Raw genomic sequence first — 20,640 nt, 5'->3', positions numbered from 1 at the left:
GCCACCGGCCGTGCCTTCGGCTGCCTGGATCAACCCGCCAAAGAATAATACGTCGCAGGAAGGGAACACAACAATAACAAGTTAAAAATTATGTACTCGTACGTCTCAAAACTATTGACAACTACCGGTTTTCGAGTTTTGTAAGAATCGTTCCCGGTTCAAGTGGCCGTTGTTATATTCGGTCAAATACACGGGAGGGTCTTCCAAGAGAAGATCGTTTATTTGGATACCCCAGACAACGACCCATTGCGCTTCGTGTCTCATGATGAGCAATCCGTCAACAAGTTTCAGCGTCTCTAGCGAGCTAAAGCTGTTCACCGGCGCCAGCTGATCCAGAGTTGTTCCCAGGCGCGTATACAGAGTACGCAGCGCGTTTGGCAGTTTCAAGCCAAGACGGGCCTCTGCCTGATCGATTTCCTGGTCAGAGTTTCCCTGATCATAGAAGCCTGGACTGTACCAATGGTCGATAAAATCTTGTATCACTGTCCAGCGATCTTCGCCGGATTGAATGCGCTGAGCGAAAATCTGACCGAAATGCATGGAGACCTTTGAATAAGAAAAGCCGGTCGCAATTGCGACCGGCTTTTCTTTGTTATGGAGCGGGAGACCAGGTTCGAACTGGCGACATTCTCGTTGGCAACGAGACATTCTACCACTGAATTACTCCCGCGTATGTTTGTCTGACGTTCGTAGTTATACCCCGTCACAAACGCTGTTGTCAACCGTTTGGGGCGGGCAGGCGCAAAAATCTTTCTTGTTCAGTGTACCAGAGATTTTTGCATGATGAGGTCGGTCTGCGCCTCGCCGTCGAGTTGAAAAATATGGATGCCCACTTCTTCAAAGCCCCATTTTTGATAGAACCGTATCGCTCGATGGTTATGCTCCCATACGCCCAGCCACAAAGTTTCCAAGCCTCGGCCGGTGGTTGTCTCGACGCACTCCTGCATTAATCGGGGGCCTATGCCGCGCCCGATACCCTCTGGGAGAACATACAAGCGTTCCAACTCCATGGGTTTCGAGCCTGTCACGCTGGCGTCCGGCTGCCCCATATGAAGTTTTGCATATCCAAGAGGTTTGCCAGACAGTTCGGCAATAAAGAATGTTGCGAGGGGATCGGAGAACTCCTGCTCCAGTTTTTCCTCGGAAAAATTTTCCGTCAGATACGCTTCCATATCTTCGGGTATGTAGTGTTGTGCGAAAGTGGAGCGATAGGTTGTGGTGCTCAATTCGGTTAGCAGCGAAATATCTTCATGAAAAGCAGTCCGTACTGTCACGGCGCCTTGATTTTCCATTGATCGATACTACCAATCGTCACAGCTCCAGATGGCGAAACCGATCGTCGGCCGCCTTGGCTTCTTCCAGCTCTTTCGCGCGGCGTTCTTCCTCGGCTTTGGCGTAGGCCGCTTCCTGGGCAAGGCGCGCCTGGGTGGCTGCGGCAATCGCGGCTTCGGCGGCAAGGCGCATGTGGACTTCCTGCTGAATGTCGGCGTGAGTGCGGCGCATCGTTCCCATCGGGACATTGACGCCGAGGCCGCCAAACCCGCTGGGGGCGTAGGCGTCCACGGTATTCTGGAACCACTGACGCGACTGAGCGTCATGCTGCGCCTGCTCGATGGCGTGCGCCTGCCGGCGCGCCTCCGCCTCTACTTGGTAAGCGGCGTCTTGAATTTCGTGACCGCACCAATTACAGCGCGGGCTGATGTGCGAGATCAATCTTCGTTGGCATGCGGGACAGTTTTGCATTGTCGTGACTTCCTAATGCAATTTTACCATGTGTAGTGGGCTAAACGCCAAGATCTCGTAATCACTGTATAATGGACGAATACATGGTGATGAAGGGAGGTCGCTTTAGTGAGGGGAATTTCTCAAACACAGGACGACAAATGGGTGAATACCGCGCTGAAATACACGGCCATGTTCGCAATGATCTGTGTATTATTCCTTGGAACGGCTCGGGTATTAGCCGTGGACCACCGAATGGAGAGAGACTGGCTGCCGCCGGCGCAGCAAAGAATTTACAATCTTGTGGACAAACGCCCCCACGCATGCGAGTTGGATTGTTGTGCGTGTCATGACGGATGGTCGTTTCCGGGCAGAGTTACGTACAGCTGCTTGTGTTCGTCCGATTAAGCTACGCGCCGCAGCCAGAGCTGAGAACTTGATGGGCTTCCGCGCCGCTGAGAGTGTAAACATCCATGCCGGAGCCTTCGTAGTAGCGCCATCCGATGACGATCTGCATTTTGCCATTGCCCATAAGGTCGTACAGGCCGTCGATATGGTATGTCAGCGGCGCGGATTCTGGCTTGGGCTTTGGGTAGAACTCGGCCGTGACTATTGAGGTCTTGATCTTGCCACGAACGAGTTTGCGCATCAGTATGAGGGAATAGCCTCCCGCTGGCATCGGCTGGAAGCCGCGATCATTATCTGTGTATCGGTGCGCGCTGATCAGGACTTCGTCGGTTTTATCTCCGTCCAGGTCGCAGCGGATGATCTGGTCAATGTGGATAACTGGGCTGTGAATGCCGTTTGCGATAAGCACATTTCGGACCGCCGCTTTGTAAATGGGCTGTGTCGTATTTTCGCTTCGCTGACGGCGGGGCAGGGCGTTCCAGGCGCCGCCGACGCCGATAACGGCGCCAGCGGGAAGCTGGGTGGAGACTGTCATCTGATCCGGGCAGGGGGCGTCCATCGAGACGGGCTTGCCACCACGCACCGTTCCCAGGCGAGAGGATATGCTGTAGGCATGGTAGGTCTCGCCTCCCGTGAGCAGCCGGGCGGCTTTGTCCTGCAATATCCATTTGCCATTACGAGTGGCGCCCAGCAGTTCGCCGTCTGGAGAGATAATTGGGTGGATGGGTAAGGGTGTAGGTTTCGCCGCCGACTGCCTTGCGACGACTGTGGGGGCTGCGGTGATTGCAGCGATACACGACAAGAGTAAACTTTTGGGAAGTCTCTTCATGATCGATAACCTAATGTCGTTAACGACTAACTTTCTTAATATATGGAGCGGAGACCAGACTCGAACTGGCGACGTTTACGCCGCCCCTCGTGAATGAAGAATTTGTCCGGTAATCCATTCCGCTTGAGAAGACGCCAGGAAGGCGATCAAGCGGGCGGCGTCGTCCGGCATGCCAACCCGGTTGTAAAGGAGAGTTTGTTTCAGGTCTTCTTTCAGATCATTTGTCATCCAGCCTGTGTCGGTTGCGCCGGGATCGACAGCATTCACCGTGATATTCTTTGCCGACAAAGAGACGCTAAGGCAGGTAGTCATGCATTCTATCGCCGCTTTAGTCATCGCATAGGGAAGGTTGTCCGGCATCGGATGCAGCCCTTGACCGGAGGTCAAGTTGATAATCCTGCCTCCAGGCCGTCCGTTATGTCGGTTGGCGAACTCGGCGCAAAGAAGCACAGCGCCACGCATATTGACGTTGTAATGCAAATCAAACAATTCTGGAGTCAGAGTATAGATATCCGTCGGATTAAAGTCGACGGTTGCGTTATTCACGAGAATGTCGACTGGTCCGATCTCTTGCTCGGCGCGATCAAAAATCGTCTTGGGGGCAGTCACATCTGCAAGATCGATCTCCAAGCCAAACGCTGCAACGTTTGATGACCGTAATTCATGGATGATCAATGCGGCGTCGCCTTGATTTTCACCAAAACCAACAGCGACATCGTAAGGTCGGTAATATGTCGTGACGATGTTTGCGCCGCAGGAAGCGAGTATTCTCGCGACGGCCGCGCCAATGCCGCTCGAACGACTGGCGCCCGTGATGAGCGCTGTTTTCCCCGCTAATCGATATTCTTCAAGCATCACTACGCAATCTGATGTCTAGTATATAGAATGTAAACCAAATAAAAGAAAGCCAGTCGAGTTAACGACTGGCTTTCTTAATATTGTGGAGCGGGAGACCAGGTTCGAACTGGCGACATTCTCGTTGGCAACGAGACATTCTACCACTGAATTACTCCCGCATATTGTCTGCTGCTTGGCTGCGCTCGACACAGGTTGGTGGGCAAGAGGAGACTTGAACTCCTACGCCTTGCGGCACCAGATCCTAAGTCTGGCGTGTCTACCATTTCACCACTCGCCCACTGCGTCTTTGGTGACCGTGCGCTGACGAGGAAGAGTATATCCCAAGGGGAGGGAAATGTCAACACCCGGCCATAAAAATTTTTCATGTAAAAGCGCCGCGTGCATTAGGGTATACTCGTATTATAAGAAGGCGGCTCACGCGACGTTCCGTTTCCCACGGGGCGTTCGGCGCGCGCCGTACTCGTTTTTAAGGGGTCATTTTACTGATTCATGGCTGAGAAGACACACAAAATAAAAGTCAATGCGACACACGACGATCTTTCGGAATCGTTCGACGCCGCCAACGCGCACACACTGCCCGAAGATGATGACGCCGATGACGACCGTGCGCCGATCGATCTGGATGCGCCTGTCGGACTTGCCGACGCGATGGCCGGCATCAGCGGCATGATGGCGGATGATGACGACGATGACAACGGCAACGTGATCGATCTGGACGCCGTCATTCCTTCGGCGCCGAAGGTGGAGACGCCTACGCCCCAGGCCGCGCCCAGCGGCGCATCGAGCGCAGAGGTGGAGGCGCTGAAGGAACAGGCGAAGCAGTCGAACGAAAACTATCTGCGCGCTCTGGCAGACCTGCAAAACTTCCGCCGGCGCGGCGAGGAAGAGCGCCTGCGCATTATTCGCGACGGCAACGAGCGGCTGCTCAAGGAATTGCTGCCGGTGCTGGACGATTTCGATCTCGCCGCAAACGCCGCCAAGCAGTCGGAAAGCTACGAACAGCTGGCGAACGGCGTCGATGCGATCCTGCGCAAGTTCCATGAAACCCTGAACAAGCAGGGCGTGGAGCCGATCGCGGCGGTCGGCGAAAAGTTCGATCCTGATCTTCACGAAGCGGTCATGCTGGATGAAGATAGCGATCAGGAAGACGAAACCGTAACATCGGAACTCCGTAAGGGATATACGATGAATGGGCGCGTTATCCGGCCGACGCTCGTCAAGGTCGCGAAAAAAAGCTGACGACTGTCGATTGATGCAGAGGTTGTGCGAAGGCGCGGAAAATCCGGATGATCGAACGTACCTTACGGCCGCTTTCCCTCGGCGATATCTTCGACGAGGGATTCGACCTTTATAAGAAGAACCTGCCGTTCTTGCTGCTGATCGCCGCGCTGATCACCATTCCGTTTAAAGTGCTCACGTCGTTTATCGATCTCCAGGTGCTGCATCGCGTCGTGGACATGAGCAGTATGATGCGAGGCGGCGGTGGCGCGGGTGGTGACGATCCGTCGCAGATGTTCGGCTGGATGAGCGGTCTGGCTCAGGGAATGACAGTCGCGGCGCCTCTTTATCTGGTGATCATGGCGCTTGAGCTGTGTGTCCTCGCGTCGGCGACATCTGCGCGTTATCTGCGCGAGCCGATCACAATGCGCGGCGCGTACTTCTCTGTTTTGCGCCGCATCATTCCTCTGATCGTCACCAGTATCTTCTGGGGCGTTCTGATGACGCTGGGGTTTTTCGCCTGCGTCATACCCGTCGTTTTCCCTTTGACCTTACTGTCGATGCTGGGGCATGTCTTCACGATCGAAAAGGTATCCTATTTTAAAGCTCTCGGGCGGTCGCGCGCGCTGGTTTCCGGCGACTCGTTCCGGGTCTTCGCCGCCCTGTTTCTGCTCTGGCTGATCGGCGCCCTGATGATCCTCGGATTTGAAATGGCGATCCGGTTTCTGTTCACCCTGATTTTACAGGCCCTGCCTGGCGCGCAGGCGCTCACGAGCGGCGCCAGCGTGGTGGGAGGATACACCGTACGCGAGCATGTGATTTCGGAGCTCGGCGATGGTCTTGGTCAGCTCATCGTCACGCCGTTCGTTGTTTGCGTCATGACGGTGCTTTACTACGACCTGCGTGTGCGCACAGAGGCGTTCGATATCGCCCTGAGCGCCAAGCATCTGGGGTATCCGGCGCTCAACTTACAGCCTGGTGTGGGCGGACACGTTCCCGCCGCGCCGCCGCCGGCTCCTCGGCCTCAGCAGCCCGGCGGACGCGGCGTTCCGCCGCGCAATGTCGGCGGAACCATGGGAGGCGCCTCATGATTCGTTCGCGCTCGATGTTTCCACTTCTCCTGATAAACTGCGCGGTTCTGACGATCCTGGCCTCGCTTTGCGTCTTCGGCGCGCCCGTTGCGGAGTATCGCAATGCGATCGGCGGAATCCAGCACAAGCTGGAAGCCGCCTCTGAGGCCAGCCGCCATGGCAAGACCGACGGAACAGAAGCGCCGCACGCCTACGCGGCGCGCGTGCTGGGACCGATCGACACAGTGGTCGTTCCGGGGCAGGGAGCGGTCAAAGTACGGACCGCCCGCCTCGTGTCGATTATCCAAAGCGCCGACGCCGCTCCCATGAAGACCCGGGCGGCCCAGTATGCCCCGATTATTCTGCTGCTGAAGACGCTGCGCTCGGATATGCGCGGTATGAAGGTGGGCGATGTCGGCGGCGGAGATGATCCGCCCTCTTCTTATGTGGAAGTGCGCCGTATTCTTACTCGGCCGGAATACCAATCAGACCCATTGCCGCCTGTTTCCCCCCTGGAGCGAGGGTGGAACGCATTCACGAAGTGGTTCCGAGGTCTGTTTCCAAAGAACACGCGGATGCCGGCCGCGAATATCAGCCCGGTTGCAATCAAAGCCCTGGTCTACGGAATCGGCGCGCTGCTGTTTGCCCTGCTGGTTTATTTGATTGTGCAGTATATCCGCGGCCGATCTTTCGGCGCGGTGGAGCGCAACCGCGAACTCGCCGAAGAAGCCATGGTGGAGGCGCGTGATACGGACAGCTTGATCGGCGCGGCTGAAGCGCGCGCCAAGGAAGGTGATTATCGCGGGGCGTTCCGCCTGGTGTATCTGGCGACTTTGGTGGCGATGGATACCGACGGGATTTTGCGCTTCGACCGTTCACGCACCAACTGGGAGTATCTGCGGGCGCTTCGGAACGCCGGACGCTCGGACCTCTATCAAGCCATGCTGCCTCTGACTCGAGATTTCGACCGCCTGTGGTATGGATACGCAACCGCCGGCGCCTCGGATTACCGCCAAGCGCTTGACCACTACGAGCGGCTGCATGCGCCAAAGGCTGCGGCGGCGCGGCGCGCATAATGCTGGACTGTTCTACATTTTTGAGACTTCGATATGCGCATCAGTAAAGAACTTGTCGCAATTTTCGCTTTGTTTGTTGTCTTCATCGCCATCGGCCTCACCTCCGGCGCGCATAATAATGAAGTCGGCAAGTCACGACAAGTCGGCGCCGACGGAGTGGTAGACCCTTCCGTCACCAATGACCGTAAGTCGGGAAGCAAGGCCTTCTACGATTGGGTGGAGGAGCGCGGGTTCAAGCCCCAGGTCATGCGCAGCGACTGGAGTACGCTGTCGAAGAACAAGGCGCCGGTCATGGTGTGCATCGCCCCTCACACCGGCCAGGATCAGCAGCAGACACTGTTCGACGATAATACTGATGTCCAAAGCCCTGTCCAGTCGACGCGTTTGACGGAGAAGGACGCCGCGAAGCTGCGTTCGTGGCTTCAGTCCGGGCATACGTTGATTTTATTAACGTCCCGCCTGGCGACCGGTAAGATCGCCGGCTCCAAAGAAAAAACGACGACGTTTGGCGACGCCATGGATGTGATTGTCGAGTCCAGTTCCACAGCCGGCGGCAAAACGGATTTTGCACCGCGCCTGATGACCCGTGACACGATGGACTTGTTGCGTGTGCATATGACGTCTGGCGTCCGAATCCGCCGCTCGGTCCCAGATGGGCTGGGGCTCTTCGGCGACGAAGATGGGTCAGTCGCCGCGTCTATTCCTATCGGCGCTGGCCGATTGATCGTGATTGCCGATGGACAGTTTGCTTCAAACGGCAACATTGCCGCCGCCGACAATGCGGAATTTTTAGACAATCTGCTGCATCACCACGCGAAGCGCGGCGATACGATTTTGTTCGACGAATATCATCACGGCGACGCCGTCATCGATTCCGGGGCGACTCTTTGGAGCGCACTCGGACAGCCTCTGCAGTTTGCCTTGTGGCAGCTCCTGGCGGCCGGACTGCTACTCGCCTTCGCGCTCGGATCGCGGTTCGGATCTCCAGTCCCGCTGATGCAAAACGCGCAGCGGACGTCCTCGGAATATGTGGAGTCTCTGTCTAATCTTTACCAGCGCGCAGGGGCGTCCGCCACGGCGCTGGAAACGATTTATCGGCACTTTTTGCGTGAAGTCACCGGGCGTCTCGCGCTGCCCCCGGATACCAGTCTGGAGAACGTGGCGGCCGTCGCCGCCCGGCGCAGCTCCGTCCCGCTGGCCGATGTTCGGCAACTGCTGGCGGACTGCGAGAACGCCATCGATCGCGGCTCCGTCCCGGAAGCCAATCTGCTCAGTTTAGTAAGACGCATGGATCGTATCAGAAAGGACCTAGGCATTGTCTGACGAAGAAATCCGCTCCTCCGCATCCGAAGCGTCGCCCGTTTCGCCGTGGGGAGCGCCGGCGCCAGAGGCGCAAAACTCCGTGAATTTCTACCAGCCTCCGGTCCAGCCCGTTGAGGAGGCGACTCCGACCTATCAGGGCCAGAACGAGGTGCAGCGGGTGGCCGACGCCATCACCGCGGAAATCCACAAGGCCGTTGTCGGCCAGGATGACGCCATTGAGTACGCTCTCGCCGCGCTTTTCGCCGACGGCCATGTTCTGCTTGAAGGCGTGCCCGGCACCGCAAAGACGCTGCTTGTGCGCGCCCTGTCGGCCGCCGTGTCCACCGACTTCAAGCGCATCCAGTTCACCCCGGACCTGATGCCTTCGGACATTACGGGGACCCGGATCTTCGACCAGAAGAGCAGCGAGTTTGTCTTTAAGCCCGGCCCGATCTTCACCGGCCTGCTGCTTGCTGACGAAATCAACCGAACCCCACCGAAGACGCAGGCGGCGCTGCTGGAAGCCATGCAGGAGCATCGCGTGACCGTGGACGGCGAAACGCATGACCTTGGCGGCGTGTTTATGGTCTTCGCCACGCAGAATCCGATCGAGTTCGAAGGAACCTATCCACTGCCGGAAGCTCAGCTTGACCGATTTTTGCTGAAGATTCTGGTCAGCTATCCGCCGCCCGACGCGGAGCAGTCGATCCTGCGCCGGTACCATCAGGGGTTCGATTCCAACGATCTCGAAACGACGAACATTCAGTCTGTCGCGGACACGGCGTCGATCGAACGCTGCCGCGCCGTCATTAAGAAAGTTCGCGTCGAAGACGCCATGTTCCGTTATATCTCGTCGCTGGTTTTCGCCACCCGTGAGCACCGGCATCTCGTGCTGGGCGGCGGACCGCGCGCGTCGATCGCCCTGCTGCAAGTCGGCAAGGCGCTCGCGGCCATGCGCGGTCGTGATTATATGATCCCGGACGACGTCAAATCGATCGCGCCCGCCGTCCTGCGCCATCGCCTGCTGCTGCGCCCCGAAGCCGAAATCGAAGGCGCCACGGCGGACAATGTCATTGAAGGAATTCTGGGCGGCCTGGAAGTCCCCCGATAATCAAGAAATCGCCGCCTTGGGCGGCGATTTTCTTTCCCTAACGCAATGGAGCGTCGCTCGGCAGCCTTGGCTCCGCCAGGCAAGGAAGATCAGCGATGAACCTGAAAGTCTCTCACAAAACGATATTTCATTACGATGCGCCCCTGACGGGCGAATGTTTCATGGAAGTGCGTCTGCGCCCGCTGTCGCAGTCTGAAGTTCAGGACTGCCGCAGTTATGAACTCACGGTCGATCCCAGCGCTCCGCTCTTTCATTACGACTTGCCCGGGGAGCTGGGACATGTCGATCATTTCACTCTGCGCGGCGATCCGCACGACACGCTGACCCTCACCACGGTTTCCACGGTGGAGACGCATCGCGCCAATCCCTTTGAAGACTTAACCTTTGACGCCGGCGATTGGGAGATGCTGAGCGACCCGCTGCTGCGCCGTGACCAGGCCGAATGGTTATTCGCGACGGAGATCGTTTCTGTGGGACCCCATTGGGATGTTCCGGAAGTCACTCACGCCAGCGTGTTCGAATTTGGTCAGGCGCTGAGCAAATTCATCTACGATCGTTTCGAATACATGCCGGGCTCCACCGATGTCAGCACGCCGCTGGACGAGTTTGTCGCGCAGGGCAGGGGAGTGTGTCAGGATTACGCGCACTACATGCTGGCGATTGCCCGCTCGGCGGGAGTGCCCGCGCGTTACGTTTCGGGTTATGTTTTCAGCGGCTCGGATCCGAACACACATGGCGGCGACGCCATGCACGCCTGGGTCGAGCTTTATATTCCGCACGCGGATACTTGGCGCGGCTTCGACCCGACAAACAACCTCTTAGTAGGCGAGCGCCACATCAAGATCGCATCGGGGCGCGACTATTCCGATGTTCCTCCGACCAAGGGATTGCTTCGCGCGGCGCGCGGCGGCAAACTGCCGGAATGCAGCGAACTCGATGTGATCGTCAGCGTCAGCGAAGTCCACTTCGCTTAAGATTGAGAATTGGATAGAATCCAAAAAAGGCCGCCGTCACAGTGACGGCGGCCTTTTTTGAGTATCTGTCGTACTATTTCAGAGATTTCGCGACATGGAATTCGTGACCGTTGGGATGTGTCGGCAGCACGGACGGGGACTCGATCCACGCCATCGATATGTTTCGGCTGCGCGCCTGCATGGCGAAGTCATTGAGCTGCGAGATGCCGCCGACATAAGCGCAGAGATAGGCGGCAATGGCGACACGCATCGACATCATTACCATCTTCGGCCGGTGGCGGCGCGCGTACTCCAACAGATAAAGCGGTCCAAGGCAGAGAACCAGTTTGGCGACGATGAACACCGGAATACCTTGTTGCAGGTAATAAGCCATCACGGGATTTCCCTCGCTGGCTTCTCGGTAATTCACCAAAAAGATCGTCGTCATCAGATCGATGATCCCGATCGCCGTCAAAATTATTCCGTCGCGCGATATTTTCATCATGGTTCCTCCGTGTGTGGGGTCGCTCATGTCTGCTTCATCGCTCATGGCTGTCTTGAGATTTCTATTATATACGAAAATTCCGCCGATATCAATATGTTTTATATAAATTTATGAACTATTTTCGTATTAATATGTTCTCAATAAAATCATTGCGATTTGTTTGGATATTTTTTCAAAAAAATGAATGTGTGATAAATTTCACGATTGACAAACCAGGGGGCCTTTAGGTATTATTAGGCGCATTCTCCACGAAGAGGTAATTTAATGGCGACTCCCCGTCAAATCCGCGCGCGCATTCGAACGGCAAAGAATATTCAGCAGATCACCAAGGCGATGAAGATGGTGGCTGCCGCACGTTTGCGGCGTGCGCAAGAGGCCGTCGGCGCCGCTCGTCCGTATGCGGAAAAGATGCGTGAGGTCATGGCGAGCCTTAGCAACGGCTCGGACGGCGTTCAGCATCCACTGCTTCGCAAGATCGAGGGAGAGCCGAAGAAGATCGGCCTGATCCTGATCACCGCAGACCGCGGCCTGGCCGGCGCTTACAACTCCAGCGTCATCAAGCGCGCCATCGAACTGGTTCGGCCTTATGGCCCCGAGAACGTAAAGATCGTCAGCGTCGGCAAGAAGGGCGCTGTCTTCTTCAAGCGCCGCGGCTTCTCCGTCGTTTCCGAGAACCCGGTTCCTCAGACCGGCATCAGTTTCATGGACGCTCAGACGCTGTCCCGGACTGCGCGCCGCCTGTTCGAAGACGGTGAGATCGACGCGCTTTACGTGATCTACACCCAGTTTGTCAGCGCGATGACTCAGCGGCCTCAGACGGTGCAGATCCTGCCGCTCCAGCCGCTCGAAAGCGCTGCGGACGCGAAGCCAGGACCGAAGGCCGATTACATTTTCGAGCCGAACCCGGAGCAGATCCTGAGCAGCTTGCTGCCGCGCTACGTGGACACGCAGGTTTTTCAATCGGTTATTGAAAGCGTTGCTTCTGAGCACGGCGCGCGCATGACATCCATGTCCGCCGCGACGGACAACGCAGGCAAGATGATCTCCGGACTGACGCTCACCCTGAACCGGGCGCGCCAGGCGGCGATCACCAAGGAAATCGCCGAGATCGTCGGCGGAGCGGAAGCGCTGAAGTAGAACGCTTTTTGGGCGTAATTTTATAAACATCAACGGCGAACGTTTTTCACAAGGAGAAATAGGCTTTATTATGGGCGTCGGCAAAATTGTACAGGTGCAGGGACCGGTCGTTGACGCGCGGTTCGAAAAGGGCGATCTGCCCAATATTCTGAACGCGCTGAAGATCACGGATTCCAGCAAAAACATCAACATCACGGTCGAAGTGGCGCAGCACCTGGGCAACGATGTCGTCCGCTGCATCGCGATGTCCTCAACGGACGGTTTGACTCGCGGTCTTGACGTGGTCGACTCCGGCGCGCCGATCAGCGTGCCGGTCGGCAACGTGACTCTCGGCCGTGTCTTCAACCTGCTCGGCGATCCGATTGACGAACGCGGCCCGGTCGACTCCAGTCTTCGATACCCTATCCACCGCGGCGCTCCGTCTCTTGGGGATCAGGCGGCGACGACGGAAGTCCTGGAAACCGGCATCAAGGTCATCGACCTGCTTTGCCCGTACGCCAAGGGCGGTAAGATCGGCCTCTTCGGCGGCGCCGGTGTCGGCAAGACGGTTTTGATCCAGGAACTGATCCGCAACATCGCGACCGAACACGGCGGCGTTTCGGTGTTCGCCGGTGTCGGCGAGCGGACCCGCGAAGGCAACGACCTTTGGCTGGAAATGGGCGAAGCCGAGTATACGGACGCCAACGGCAACAAGGCTGTCGTTCTCGACAAAACGGCCATGGTCTTCGGCCAGATGAACGAGCCCCCCGGCGCACGCCTTCGCGTTGCGCTTTCCGGTTTGACAATGGCCGAGTACTTCCGCGACGAGCAGGGCCAGGACGTTCTGCTGTTCGTCGACAACATCTTCCGATTCGTTCAGGCGGGTTCGGAAGTGTCCGCGCTTCTCGGACGAATGCCGAGCGCGGTCGGCTACCAGCCGACTCTCGCCTCGGAAATGGGCGCTCTTCAGGAGCGCATCACCTCCACCAAGACCGGCTCCGTCACTTCGGTTCAGGCGATCTACGTCCCTGCTGACGACCCGACTGACCCCGCGCCGGCCACGACCTTCGCGTTCCTTGACGCCACCACGTACCTGGAGCGCAACCTGACGGCCATCGGTATCTACCCGGCCGTCGATCCTCTGGTTTCCACGTCGCGTATTCTCGATCCGAACATCGTTGGCGAAGAGCACTACGGCGTGGCTCGCGGCGTCCAGCAGATCCTTCAGCGCTACAAGGAACTCCAGGACATCATCGCGATTCTTGGTATCGACGAACTCTCGGACGAGGACAAGTTGGTTGTTGCGCGCGCTCGCAAGATCCAGCGCTTCCTGTCCCAGCCGTTCTATGTCGGCGAGCAGTTCACGGGTATCCCCGGCCAGTACGTTCGCCTGGCGGAAACCGTGAAGTCGTTCAAGGCTGTTCTCGAAGGCGAATACGACGATCTGCCCGAGCAGGCGTTCCTGATGTGCGGCACGATCGATCAGGTCGTGGAAAAAGCCAAGGCGCTCGGCGCTTAGTTTGCTCGGGGTCTCGTAATATTCTCGGGCCCTCACGGAGGAAAGACACTTGGCGTCCCAATACACACTCGACGTCGTCACTCCGGAGCGCATCATGCTGAGCGACCAGGTCGTTAGCACGGTGGCTCCGGGGTACGAAGGCCAGCTCGGCATCCTTGCCGGACATGCGCCTTTGATGACTGAACTCGTTCCCGGCGAGGTCCGCGTGACTCTCGCCGACGGACGCACCACATCGCACATCATCATTTCCGGCGGTTTCATGGAAGTGACCGCCGAACGCACGACGATCCTCGCGGACTTCGCCGAGCGGATCGATGAGATCGACATCACTCGTGCGGAGGCGGATCTCGCCGTCGCGCGGCAGATGCTGGCCGAGGCCGACGCTGGCAGCGCCCAGGCGGCCGAAGCCAAACAGGCTCTCGCGCACGCCGAAACTCGCATCCGCGCTTCCCGCAACGCATAGCTTCACGCGGCCCCGTCTCTCATGGGAGACGGGGCCTGGCAAACCCCTTTTCACGCGTGAGTAATCCACGCAGGATTCCCCTTCTTCGCGAACGAATACTCACCGTACGACGTATTGAAACCTGGGGTGTAGTATTTTGACTGGTGAAAACAACTCTGCTTTGAAATTTTGGCGGATCACGTTCGTCAGCGTTCTGATGATTCTCGGAGGATATTCCGGATTTCAGATCGGCGACGCCGTGGTTAAGTCGGTAAAGAACCTGGACCCGAAGGATATCAAAGGAAATGCATTCCTTTCATCCTATCAGGATATCCTGAACAGTCCTAGTGGAAGCACGACCGCATTTATTGCGTTCACGCTTCTCGGCTTACTCCTCAGCTTTTTGGTGGCGACAGGAGCTTTCAACAAGCTCGTCAAAACCGGCGATCAGCTGCAGGAAATGAGCCCGAACGAAAAAGTGGCGACCTTCCTCGGCGTCACGCTTGGCCTACTGCTGACGGTTCTCCTGTCTCCCATCCTTCTGTCCATCAAGGGGATTGGCGTCGGTCTGACCGTTCTCGTCGCCATCGCCCTGGTCTATCTCGGGGTTGTGACGATGACGAGCATGAAGGACGATATCAAATTCTTCCTGCCCGGCGGACAGCAGTCGGAAGCGGCGGAGATCGTGCCGGAGCGCTGCAAGATCCTGGACACGAACGTGATCATCGACGGCCGCGTGGCGGACATCTGCCGCGCCGGGTTCCTCGAAGGTCCGATCTATGTTCCCGGCTTCGTTTTGGATGAGCTTCAGCACATCGCCGATTCTGCCGATAGCTTGAAGCGGGCGCGCGGCCGTCGCGGTCTGGACATTCTTAACCAGATGCGCACTGAACTGAAGATGCTGGTGCGCACGTACGACAATACCGATCCCAACGACCGCGACGAAGTGGACGCCAAGCTTGTGAAGCTGGCGAAGCAGCTCGACGGCTGCATCGTCACTAACGACTTCAATCTGAATAAAGTCGCCGAATTGCAGGGCGTCACGGTTCTCAACATCAACGAACTGGCGAACGCGCTCAAGCCAGTCGTCCTTCCTGGTGAAGAAATGACCGTGACCATCATCAAGGAAGGCAAGGAGATGAACCAGGGCGTGGCTTATCTCGACGACGGTACGATGATCGTCGTGGAAGGCGCGCGCCGACGGATCGGCGAGACGCTGGATGTCGTCACGAGCAGCGTGCTGCAAACGGTCGCCGGCAAGATGATCTTCGCGTCGATCCGCAACTCTCACGGCGACGAGGAAGAAGAGTCGTATGACCCAAATTCACGTGGTTATCCCCGCAGCGGGCCTCGGCGCAAGATTCAGTACTAACGGCAACAAGGTTTTTGCGTCCCTTGCCGGCCGGTCGATGCTGGGCATGGCGGTGGATGCGTTTCGGAGACGATCGGAGTTTGCTTCGATCACGGTGGTGACGGGGGAGGAAGATCTTTCCCGCTGCCGCCAGATCGTGAACGCGATCGCCCCCGAAGCGCATGTCGTCCTGGGCGGCGCGACTCGTCAGGAATCCGTGCTGCTTGGACTTAGCGCAATCAATGGAGCGGACGACGATATTGTTTTCGTTCACGACGGCGCCCGGCCTCTGGTGTCCGACGCCGTCATCGATCGGTGTATGGAAGGCCAGCGTCGCAATGGAAATGCCGTCGCGGCGATCCCCGTGGTCGATACGCTGAAGCTCGCGTCTGAAAATCAGACCGTGCAGCGCAATATCGATCGTGATGGATTGTGGGCCGTGCAGACGCCGCAAGTCTTTCCGCTCGGCCTGCTGCGTGAAGCGCACGCCGCTGCTGCGCGCGAGAATTTTGCAGGAACCGACGAAGCCTCGCTCGTGGAAAGGCTGGGAATTCCCGTGCATCTCGTCGAAGGCTCGCCGACAAATTTGAAGGTAACCCGCGCCGAGGACGCTGCGGTCGCAGAGGCGCTTTTGCGCCCCGCGCAGAATAAAACGAAGATGCGCGTGGGATTTGGGTACGATATCCATAGGTTAGAGTTTGGCCGCCGTCTCGTTTTGGGCGGCGTCGAGATCCCGACGACTGATGGCCGGGGGCTTGACGGTCACTCCGACGCCGACGTTCTGCTGCATGCAATCTGCGACTCGCTCCTCGGGGCCGCCGGCCTGCCGGACATCGGCCATCTCTTTCCCAACACCGATCCTGCCTACGCCGGCGCCGACAGTATGACGCTTCTCGCCGAAGTTTATCGGCGTGTGAGCGAGCTGGGTTGGCGGGTACAAAATATAGACGCGACTATTGTTGCGGAAGCGCCAAAGATCGGCCCATATACGGCGCAAATGCGGAATAATGTCGTACAGCTGCTGGGCATCGAGCCGAGCTGTCTGGGGATCAAAGCGACCACAAACGAAGGTTTGGGATCGCTCGGGCAGGGGCAGGGCATTGCGGCCCATGCAGTCGCCTGCCTATCTCAAGGCGATTAACAGAGGCGACTGAAAAGGCGCAAACGCTCCGCTCCGAACATCAAGGAAGGACTGAGTACAATGGCCATTCAAGTTCATGTCAAGGGGAAGCACCTTAAGGTTACGGACGGGCTGCGCGAGCATGCCGAACAGCGGCTGCAGCGGCTCGAGAAATACTTCGGCAACATTCGCGAGGCCCATGTCGTCGAGAGCATCGAAGGCGGTGAGCATCGCGTCGAAGTGACCCTTGAGGGCGACGGGCTGCTGCTGCGCGGCGAAGAGCGCACCGAGGACATGTACGCCTCGCTGGATCGCTGCGTGGACAAGCTCGAACAGCGCGTCAAGAAGTTCAAGGCCAAACACACTCACCTGCGAAACCATCAGGAAAGCCTGCGCAACACTCCCGCCACGAATGGCGTCGGGATTGAAGGCATCCTGCCGGCCGAGACCGAGGATGAGCCGGACTACACTCCGCGCATCGTGCGCACCAAGGCCGTGACGATGAAGCCTATGGGCATCGACGACGCCGTGCAGATGCTGGAGCTGGTCGGCCACGATTGGTACGTTTATCTCGACTCGGACACGAATATGACGCAGGTCGTCTACCGTCGCCGCGACGGCAACTATGGGCTGGTTACGCCCAAAATCTAGTAATACTTATTTACGTTACGCGAAGGAGATTCAGTAGAGGTTATGAAGATCGGAATGCTCACCGGTGGTGGGGACTGCCCGGGATTGAACCCGGCGATACGCGGCGCGGTGCTCCGCCTGCTGGAATACGGCGACGAAGTGATCGGCTTCCAGCAGGGCTGGAAGGGCCTCGTGGAGGGCAATACCGAGCCACTCACCCTGGAGCGGGTCGAGGGCATCATCGATCAGGGTGGAACGATCCTGCGTTCGTCGCGAACGAATCCGTTCGCTCCGGGCAAGGAAGCACAATTAGAGGCCGTTCTCGCGAACATCAAGAAGTTCGAATTGGACGCCTTGGTTGCGCTCGGCGGCGAGGACACCCTCGGCGTCGCCTCCAAGCTCTACACGCTGCACAATGTCCCGACGGTCGGCGTGCCGAAGACGATGGACAACGACCTCGACAAGACCGACTATACGTTCGGTTTCGACTCCGCCGCCTCGGTGGCTCTTGAGTCGATCGATCGTCTGCGCGACACCGCCAAATCGCACGACCGCGTCATTGTGGTCGAGGTGATGGGGCGCCATGCGGGCTGGATGGCTCTGTGGTCCGGCGTCGCCGGCGCCGCCGACTGGGTTCTGCTTCCGGAAGTCGCCGTGGATATCGAAGCCATGTGCGAGCAGCTGAAGAAGAACTACGCGCGCGGCAAGACCTGGGGTATCGTCGTCGTCAGTGAAGGCGTCGAGATCCCGGGCGCACAGAAGGGTGAGGACGTTCAGCTGGACGCCTTCGGCCACCATCAGCTCGGCGATGTCGGCATTGGACCGGCCATCGCGAAAGAGATCGAGAAGCGCACCGGGTTCCCGACGCGCGACGCCGTTCTCGGCCACACGGTCCGCGGCGGCTCCCCGACGCTCTTCGACCGCATCCTCGGCACCCGGGTCGGCATCCACGCCGCTGAACTCGTCCACAAGGGCGATTTCGGCAAGATGGTCGCCCTCCAGGGCACGGAGATCGTGGCGGTTCCGATCCAGGACGCCGTCAAGCAGTGGAAGCTGGTTTCGCAGGACCTCTACGACACCTTCCTTCCAACGTTCAACAAGTAACGAAACGACCATCAGCGCCCCGGCCACCCGCCGGGGCGCTGATTTTTTGTCACCGCCAATTTACAGAATAGTTTTTGTTAGCGCGCCATGTCAGAAGGCCGGCGAATGAATTCACGCCTACAAGTACAGTCACCCGCCTTCGCGGGTTCAGAAGTCGACGAAGGTCGACGGCTGTACTTTTAGCCGCGAATTTATTCGCCTGGCGTCCTCAGTGGCGCTGCAAATTGCAGCCATCACAGGAGACCAGCCATGTTACCGATCGACCTGTCCGGCAAAAACGCTCTCATTACCGGCGGCACGCGTGGGATCGGCCGCGCCATCTCACAGACACTTGCTTCCGCAGGCGCATCCACGCTCGCGCTTTATCGCTCCGATGAAGCCGCCGCTGAAGAATCGCTCGCTGTCCGCAAGTGGGCCGGCCCCAATGCGACGCACACGAATATTCTCTGTGATATCTCAAAAGAGACAGAAATTGCGAGTCTTTCCGGACCTATTCGGGATATAATGAGCAATCGGATCGATTTTCTCATTCTCAGCGCCGGAATCGGGTCGCGAGGCGCGTGGAACGAGACATCCGTGGAAGATTGGCGGCGACTAATCGACACCAACCTCACCAGCGCAGTGCTGCTTGCCCGTCTGGCGACGCCGCTCATGCCCTCCGGTGGATCGATCGTCTCTATTGCGAGCGGCGCAGGTCATGAAGGCCTTCCCGGGACGGCGCTCTACGGCGCGTCCAAAGCGGGCTTGATTCTTTTCACGCAATCGCTGGCGCAGGAAGTCGGGCCAAAGGGGATTCGGGCAAACGTTGTCTCACCTGGGTTTACGGAGACGAACTTTTCGGGCAAAACGCCTAGCGAAGAAACTAAGCAGCGCGTGGCGTCGAACACGGCGTTGCGACGAACAGGGAAACCCGATGACGTCGCCGGCGTGGTCTTGTTCTTGTGCAGTGAGTTGTCGTCATTCGTGACGGCGCAGGCGATCCGGGTCAATGGCGGGATTGTTTAGGGATGGCCCTCACCCTCGGTCCCTCTCCCGGAGGAGAGGGATGTCCAAAGATCGAGATCCAAACGTAGTTCAAGTGTACTTTTGAAGACAATATCTTATTAACTGACGTTACGCACCTCGTGCCCGGCGATTGAAATCGCGGCTAGAAAAGCACGATGTGCCCCTTCGGGCACTCCAGAAACCTTGCGATTACGTTCTCTGGAGTCGGCGGAGGCCGACGCTCTCTGGGCACTCGTGCACTTCTAGGCGCGAATTCATTCGCCCGCTAGAGGCTTGCGTAACGTCAGTTATTAAGGCACTGTGCGAAGCAACGCTCGGCCCACAAATTTTGGACATCCCTCTCCTCCGGGAGAGGGACCGAGGGTGAGGGCTTACAGCGCCAAAAGCCTCATCGCATTATCGCAGCTGACGATGGCGAACTCGGCGTCGTTTAGCGCCCAGCGGGCGTTTTTGATGGCGCGGGCCTGGGAGAAGAGCGGGAAGTCGGAGCCGAGCAGCAGGCGCTCTGGGCCGAGCTTGTCGCAGAGGCGGCGAATGAGACGCGGGGGCTGCCAGCTGGTTTCAAGATAGAGATTCGGGTGGTTCAGGGCGGCGCGCAGGGCGGCGCGGGGGGCGTCCCAGCCGCTATGGCCGCAAACGAAATTGATGTCCGGGAATTTGTCCAGCAGTTTCGGAAGCGCTTTTTCCCAGGGAGTGTCCGACGGACGGTAAATCGGGAAGTTTCCCGTGTGCAGATAAACGGGGAGCGCGCGGCGCGGCGATGCCGACAATTGGCCCATCATGGCGAATAACTTGGGGGAATCGATAGGAAGTTCCTGAAGGTCGCTGTGGAACTTGATCCCAGCAATCGGCAGTTCCAATAAGTGGGCGAACTTGTCCTGGTAGTCCGGCAGGCTGTTATCCACCGAACCGAAGGGGATGAGCAGGCCATGGACGCGCGCGCAGGCTTGCAGCACTTCTTCCGTGGGCACGAAGGGGTCCATGGCGACGACGATCGATTTGGAGACGCCGTTGCCCGCCATCTCGCCGAGCAGCGACGACGCGTCGGTGGTGATCATACGCCGACTCATCTCGGTATAAATGAGCGGCCCCATATTTCGATAGGTTTTCAATGCGCCGGCGGTTCGCCAGCGTTCCGCCATCGAATCCACGGCGTCCTGTGTCCAGGAAGCCACCATTTTTGCGGCGGGGTTAAGCGGACCGATCGAACGGTAATAGGGGCCGTTGGGATCGGGAAGTTTGCTGCCGGGCGTGGTAATATGGCAGTGGAAATCGATAATCACGGAAACTACTATACCCGA

Annotated in this window: 21 protein-coding genes and 4 tRNA genes; 14 read left to right on the top strand and 11 right to left on the bottom strand. The window is 58.1% G+C overall.

Features of this window, described 5'->3' with window-relative positions; all coding sequences use genetic code 11:
* Window positions 1-111 precede the first annotated feature (111 nt).
* The 9 genes from ABIZ35_RS23375 to ABIZ35_RS23335 form a co-directional block, all read right to left on the bottom strand.
* On the bottom strand, window positions 112-540 hold the full coding sequence (locus tag ABIZ35_RS23375) for a hypothetical protein (RefSeq protein ID WP_348222337.1): 429 nt from the start codon (window positions 538-540) through the stop codon (window positions 112-114).
* Window positions 541-595: 55 nt separating this feature from the next.
* Window positions 596-670: transfer RNA gene (locus ABIZ35_RS23370), tRNA-Gly, on the bottom strand.
* An 88-nt stretch (window positions 671-758) separates the two neighbouring features.
* Window positions 759-1,292 (bottom strand): GNAT family N-acetyltransferase, encoded by a 534-nt coding sequence (locus tag ABIZ35_RS23365; protein WP_348222336.1) that lies wholly within the window; start codon window positions 1,290-1,292, stop codon window positions 759-761.
* Between the two features lie 19 nt (window positions 1,293-1,311).
* On the bottom strand, window positions 1,312-1,743 hold the full coding sequence (locus tag ABIZ35_RS23360; protein WP_348222335.1) for a hypothetical protein: 432 nt from the start codon (window positions 1,741-1,743) through the stop codon (window positions 1,312-1,314).
* 388 nt (window positions 1,744-2,131) lie between these two features.
* Window positions 2,132-2,959 (bottom strand): hypothetical protein, encoded by an 828-nt coding sequence (locus tag ABIZ35_RS23355; protein WP_348222334.1) that lies wholly within the window; start codon window positions 2,957-2,959, stop codon window positions 2,132-2,134.
* A 45-nt stretch (window positions 2,960-3,004) separates the two neighbouring features.
* Window positions 3,005-3,083: transfer RNA gene (locus ABIZ35_RS23350), tRNA-OTHER, on the bottom strand.
* Window positions 3,035-3,814, bottom strand: coding sequence for an SDR family oxidoreductase (locus ABIZ35_RS23345; protein WP_348222338.1), 780 nt, complete (start codon window positions 3,812-3,814; stop codon window positions 3,035-3,037). Before ABIZ35_RS23345 ends, ABIZ35_RS23350 begins: the two co-directional genes overlap by 49 nt.
* Window positions 3,815-3,900: 86 nt before the next feature.
* A tRNA-Gly gene (locus tag ABIZ35_RS23340) sits at window positions 3,901-3,975 on the bottom strand.
* 35 nt (window positions 3,976-4,010) lie between these two features.
* Window positions 4,011-4,094: transfer RNA gene (locus tag ABIZ35_RS23335), tRNA-Leu, on the bottom strand.
* A 212-nt stretch (window positions 4,095-4,306) separates the two neighbouring features.
* Here ABIZ35_RS23335 and grpE point away from each other — a divergent pair.
* The 6 genes from grpE to ABIZ35_RS23305 all read left to right on the top strand — a co-directional run bounded on the left by grpE (window position 4,307) and on the right by ABIZ35_RS23305 (window position 10,568).
* A complete protein-coding gene (grpE, locus tag ABIZ35_RS23330; protein WP_348222333.1) occupies window positions 4,307-5,056 on the top strand; it encodes a nucleotide exchange factor GrpE in 750 nt (249 codons plus the stop codon).
* Window positions 5,057-5,103: 47 nt separating this feature from the next.
* Complete coding sequence (locus ABIZ35_RS23325) at window positions 5,104-6,126, top strand: hypothetical protein (RefSeq protein WP_348222332.1); 1,023 nt, start codon at window positions 5,104-5,106, stop codon at window positions 6,124-6,126.
* Window positions 6,123-7,181 carry a DUF4129 domain-containing protein gene (locus ABIZ35_RS23320; protein WP_348222331.1) on the top strand — a complete coding sequence of 353 codons (1,059 nt, stop codon included), beginning with the start codon at window positions 6,123-6,125 and terminating at the stop codon, window positions 7,179-7,181. The genes ABIZ35_RS23325 and ABIZ35_RS23320 overlap by 4 nt, the downstream gene beginning before the upstream one ends.
* A 33-nt stretch (window positions 7,182-7,214) precedes the next feature.
* Entirely contained in the window at window positions 7,215-8,504 is a 1,290-nt protein-coding gene (locus ABIZ35_RS23315) for a DUF4350 domain-containing protein (RefSeq protein ID WP_348222330.1), read from the top strand.
* Window positions 8,497-9,594: a MoxR family ATPase gene (locus ABIZ35_RS23310; protein WP_348222329.1), complete on the top strand. Its 1,098-nt coding sequence runs from the start codon at window positions 8,497-8,499 to the stop codon at window positions 9,592-9,594. Before ABIZ35_RS23315 ends, ABIZ35_RS23310 begins: the two co-directional genes overlap by 8 nt.
* A 95-nt stretch (window positions 9,595-9,689) precedes the next feature.
* Window positions 9,690-10,568 carry a transglutaminase family protein gene (locus tag ABIZ35_RS23305; RefSeq protein ID WP_348222328.1) on the top strand — a complete coding sequence of 293 codons (879 nt, stop codon included), beginning with the start codon at window positions 9,690-9,692 and terminating at the stop codon, window positions 10,566-10,568.
* A gap of 73 nt (window positions 10,569-10,641) precedes the next feature.
* Here ABIZ35_RS23305 and ABIZ35_RS23300 read toward each other — a convergent pair whose 3' ends face one another.
* The gene (locus tag ABIZ35_RS23300; protein WP_348222327.1) at window positions 10,642-11,097 is read right to left on the bottom strand and encodes a DUF5658 family protein; all 456 of its coding nucleotides are present in this window, start codon (window positions 11,095-11,097) and stop codon (window positions 10,642-10,644) included.
* Between the two features lie 219 nt (window positions 11,098-11,316).
* Here ABIZ35_RS23300 and atpG point away from each other — a divergent pair, with 219 nt between their 5' ends.
* The 8 genes from atpG to ABIZ35_RS23260 all read left to right on the top strand — a co-directional run bounded on the left by atpG (window position 11,317) and on the right by ABIZ35_RS23260 (window position 19,339).
* A complete protein-coding gene (gene atpG, locus ABIZ35_RS23295) occupies window positions 11,317-12,189 on the top strand; it encodes an ATP synthase F1 subunit gamma (RefSeq protein ID WP_348222326.1) in 873 nt (290 codons plus the stop codon).
* Between the two features lie 70 nt (window positions 12,190-12,259).
* Window positions 12,260-13,687 (top strand): F0F1 ATP synthase subunit beta, encoded by a 1,428-nt coding sequence (gene atpD, locus ABIZ35_RS23290; RefSeq protein ID WP_348222325.1) that lies wholly within the window; start codon window positions 12,260-12,262, stop codon window positions 13,685-13,687.
* Between the two features lie 49 nt (window positions 13,688-13,736).
* A complete protein-coding gene (gene atpC / locus ABIZ35_RS23285) occupies window positions 13,737-14,150 on the top strand; it encodes an ATP synthase F1 subunit epsilon (RefSeq protein WP_348222324.1) in 414 nt (137 codons plus the stop codon).
* 160 nt (window positions 14,151-14,310) lie between these two features.
* Window positions 14,311-15,501 carry a PIN domain-containing protein gene (locus tag ABIZ35_RS23280; protein ID WP_348222323.1) on the top strand — a complete coding sequence of 397 codons (1,191 nt, stop codon included), beginning with the start codon at window positions 14,311-14,313 and terminating at the stop codon, window positions 15,499-15,501.
* A complete protein-coding gene (ispD, locus tag ABIZ35_RS23275; RefSeq protein WP_348222322.1) occupies window positions 15,443-16,621 on the top strand; it encodes a 2-C-methyl-D-erythritol 4-phosphate cytidylyltransferase in 1,179 nt (392 codons plus the stop codon). The genes ABIZ35_RS23280 and ispD overlap by 59 nt, the downstream gene beginning before the upstream one ends.
* Before the next feature lie 60 nt (window positions 16,622-16,681).
* A complete protein-coding gene (gene raiA / locus ABIZ35_RS23270) occupies window positions 16,682-17,251 on the top strand; it encodes a ribosome-associated translation inhibitor RaiA (RefSeq protein ID WP_348222321.1) in 570 nt (189 codons plus the stop codon).
* A gap of 42 nt (window positions 17,252-17,293) precedes the next feature.
* Window positions 17,294-18,334 (top strand): ATP-dependent 6-phosphofructokinase, encoded by a 1,041-nt coding sequence (locus ABIZ35_RS23265; protein ID WP_348222320.1) that lies wholly within the window; start codon window positions 17,294-17,296, stop codon window positions 18,332-18,334.
* A 249-nt stretch (window positions 18,335-18,583) separates the two neighbouring features.
* Complete coding sequence (locus tag ABIZ35_RS23260; RefSeq protein WP_348222319.1) at window positions 18,584-19,339, top strand: SDR family oxidoreductase; 756 nt, start codon at window positions 18,584-18,586, stop codon at window positions 19,337-19,339.
* A 371-nt stretch (window positions 19,340-19,710) separates the two neighbouring features.
* Here the strand turns inward: ABIZ35_RS23260 and ABIZ35_RS23255 are convergent, their stop codons facing one another.
* A complete protein-coding gene (locus ABIZ35_RS23255; RefSeq protein WP_348222318.1) occupies window positions 19,711-20,622 on the bottom strand; it encodes an amidohydrolase family protein in 912 nt (303 codons plus the stop codon).
* Between the last annotated feature and the right edge of the window lie 18 nt (window positions 20,623-20,640).

Source organism: Capsulimonas sp. (assembly GCF_039929585.1).
Lineage (GTDB): Bacteria > Armatimonadota > Armatimonadia > Armatimonadales > Capsulimonadaceae > Capsulimonas.
This window is presented reverse-complemented; position numbering and strand designations above follow the sequence as displayed.

Bases quoted from the DNA above. Each gene is read 5' to 3' on its own strand.
- ABIZ35_RS23375 (WP_348222337.1), bottom strand. From the start codon at position 540: ATGCATTTCGGTCAGATTTTCGCTCAGCGCATTCAATCCGGCGAAGAT.
- ABIZ35_RS23365 (WP_348222336.1), bottom strand. From the start codon at position 1,292: ATGGAAAATCAAGGCGCCGTGACAGTACGGACTGCTTTTCATGAAGAT.
- ABIZ35_RS23360 (WP_348222335.1), bottom strand. From the start codon at position 1,743: ATGCAAAACTGTCCCGCATGCCAACGAAGATTGATCTCGCACATCAGC.
- ABIZ35_RS23355 (WP_348222334.1), bottom strand. From the start codon at position 2,959: ATGAAGAGACTTCCCAAAAGTTTACTCTTGTCGTGTATCGCTGCAATC.
- ABIZ35_RS23345 (WP_348222338.1), bottom strand. From the start codon at position 3,814: ATGCTTGAAGAATATCGATTAGCGGGGAAAACAGCGCTCATCACGGGC.
- grpE (WP_348222333.1), top strand. From the start codon at position 4,307: ATGGCTGAGAAGACACACAAAATAAAAGTCAATGCGACACACGACGAT.
- ABIZ35_RS23325 (WP_348222332.1), top strand. From the start codon at position 5,104: ATGATCGAACGTACCTTACGGCCGCTTTCCCTCGGCGATATCTTCGAC.
- ABIZ35_RS23320 (WP_348222331.1), top strand. From the start codon at position 6,123: ATGATTCGTTCGCGCTCGATGTTTCCACTTCTCCTGATAAACTGCGCG.
- ABIZ35_RS23315 (WP_348222330.1), top strand. From the start codon at position 7,215: ATGCGCATCAGTAAAGAACTTGTCGCAATTTTCGCTTTGTTTGTTGTC.
- ABIZ35_RS23305 (WP_348222328.1), top strand. From the start codon at position 9,690: ATGAACCTGAAAGTCTCTCACAAAACGATATTTCATTACGATGCGCCC.
- ABIZ35_RS23300 (WP_348222327.1), bottom strand. From the start codon at position 11,097: ATGAGCGATGAAGCAGACATGAGCGACCCCACACACGGAGGAACCATG.
- atpG (WP_348222326.1), top strand. From the start codon at position 11,317: ATGGCGACTCCCCGTCAAATCCGCGCGCGCATTCGAACGGCAAAGAAT.
- atpD (WP_348222325.1), top strand. From the start codon at position 12,260: ATGGGCGTCGGCAAAATTGTACAGGTGCAGGGACCGGTCGTTGACGCG.
- ispD (WP_348222322.1), top strand. From the start codon at position 15,443: ATGACCCAAATTCACGTGGTTATCCCCGCAGCGGGCCTCGGCGCAAGA.
- raiA (WP_348222321.1), top strand. From the start codon at position 16,682: ATGGCCATTCAAGTTCATGTCAAGGGGAAGCACCTTAAGGTTACGGAC.
- ABIZ35_RS23265 (WP_348222320.1), top strand. From the start codon at position 17,294: ATGAAGATCGGAATGCTCACCGGTGGTGGGGACTGCCCGGGATTGAAC.
- ABIZ35_RS23260 (WP_348222319.1), top strand. From the start codon at position 18,584: ATGTTACCGATCGACCTGTCCGGCAAAAACGCTCTCATTACCGGCGGC.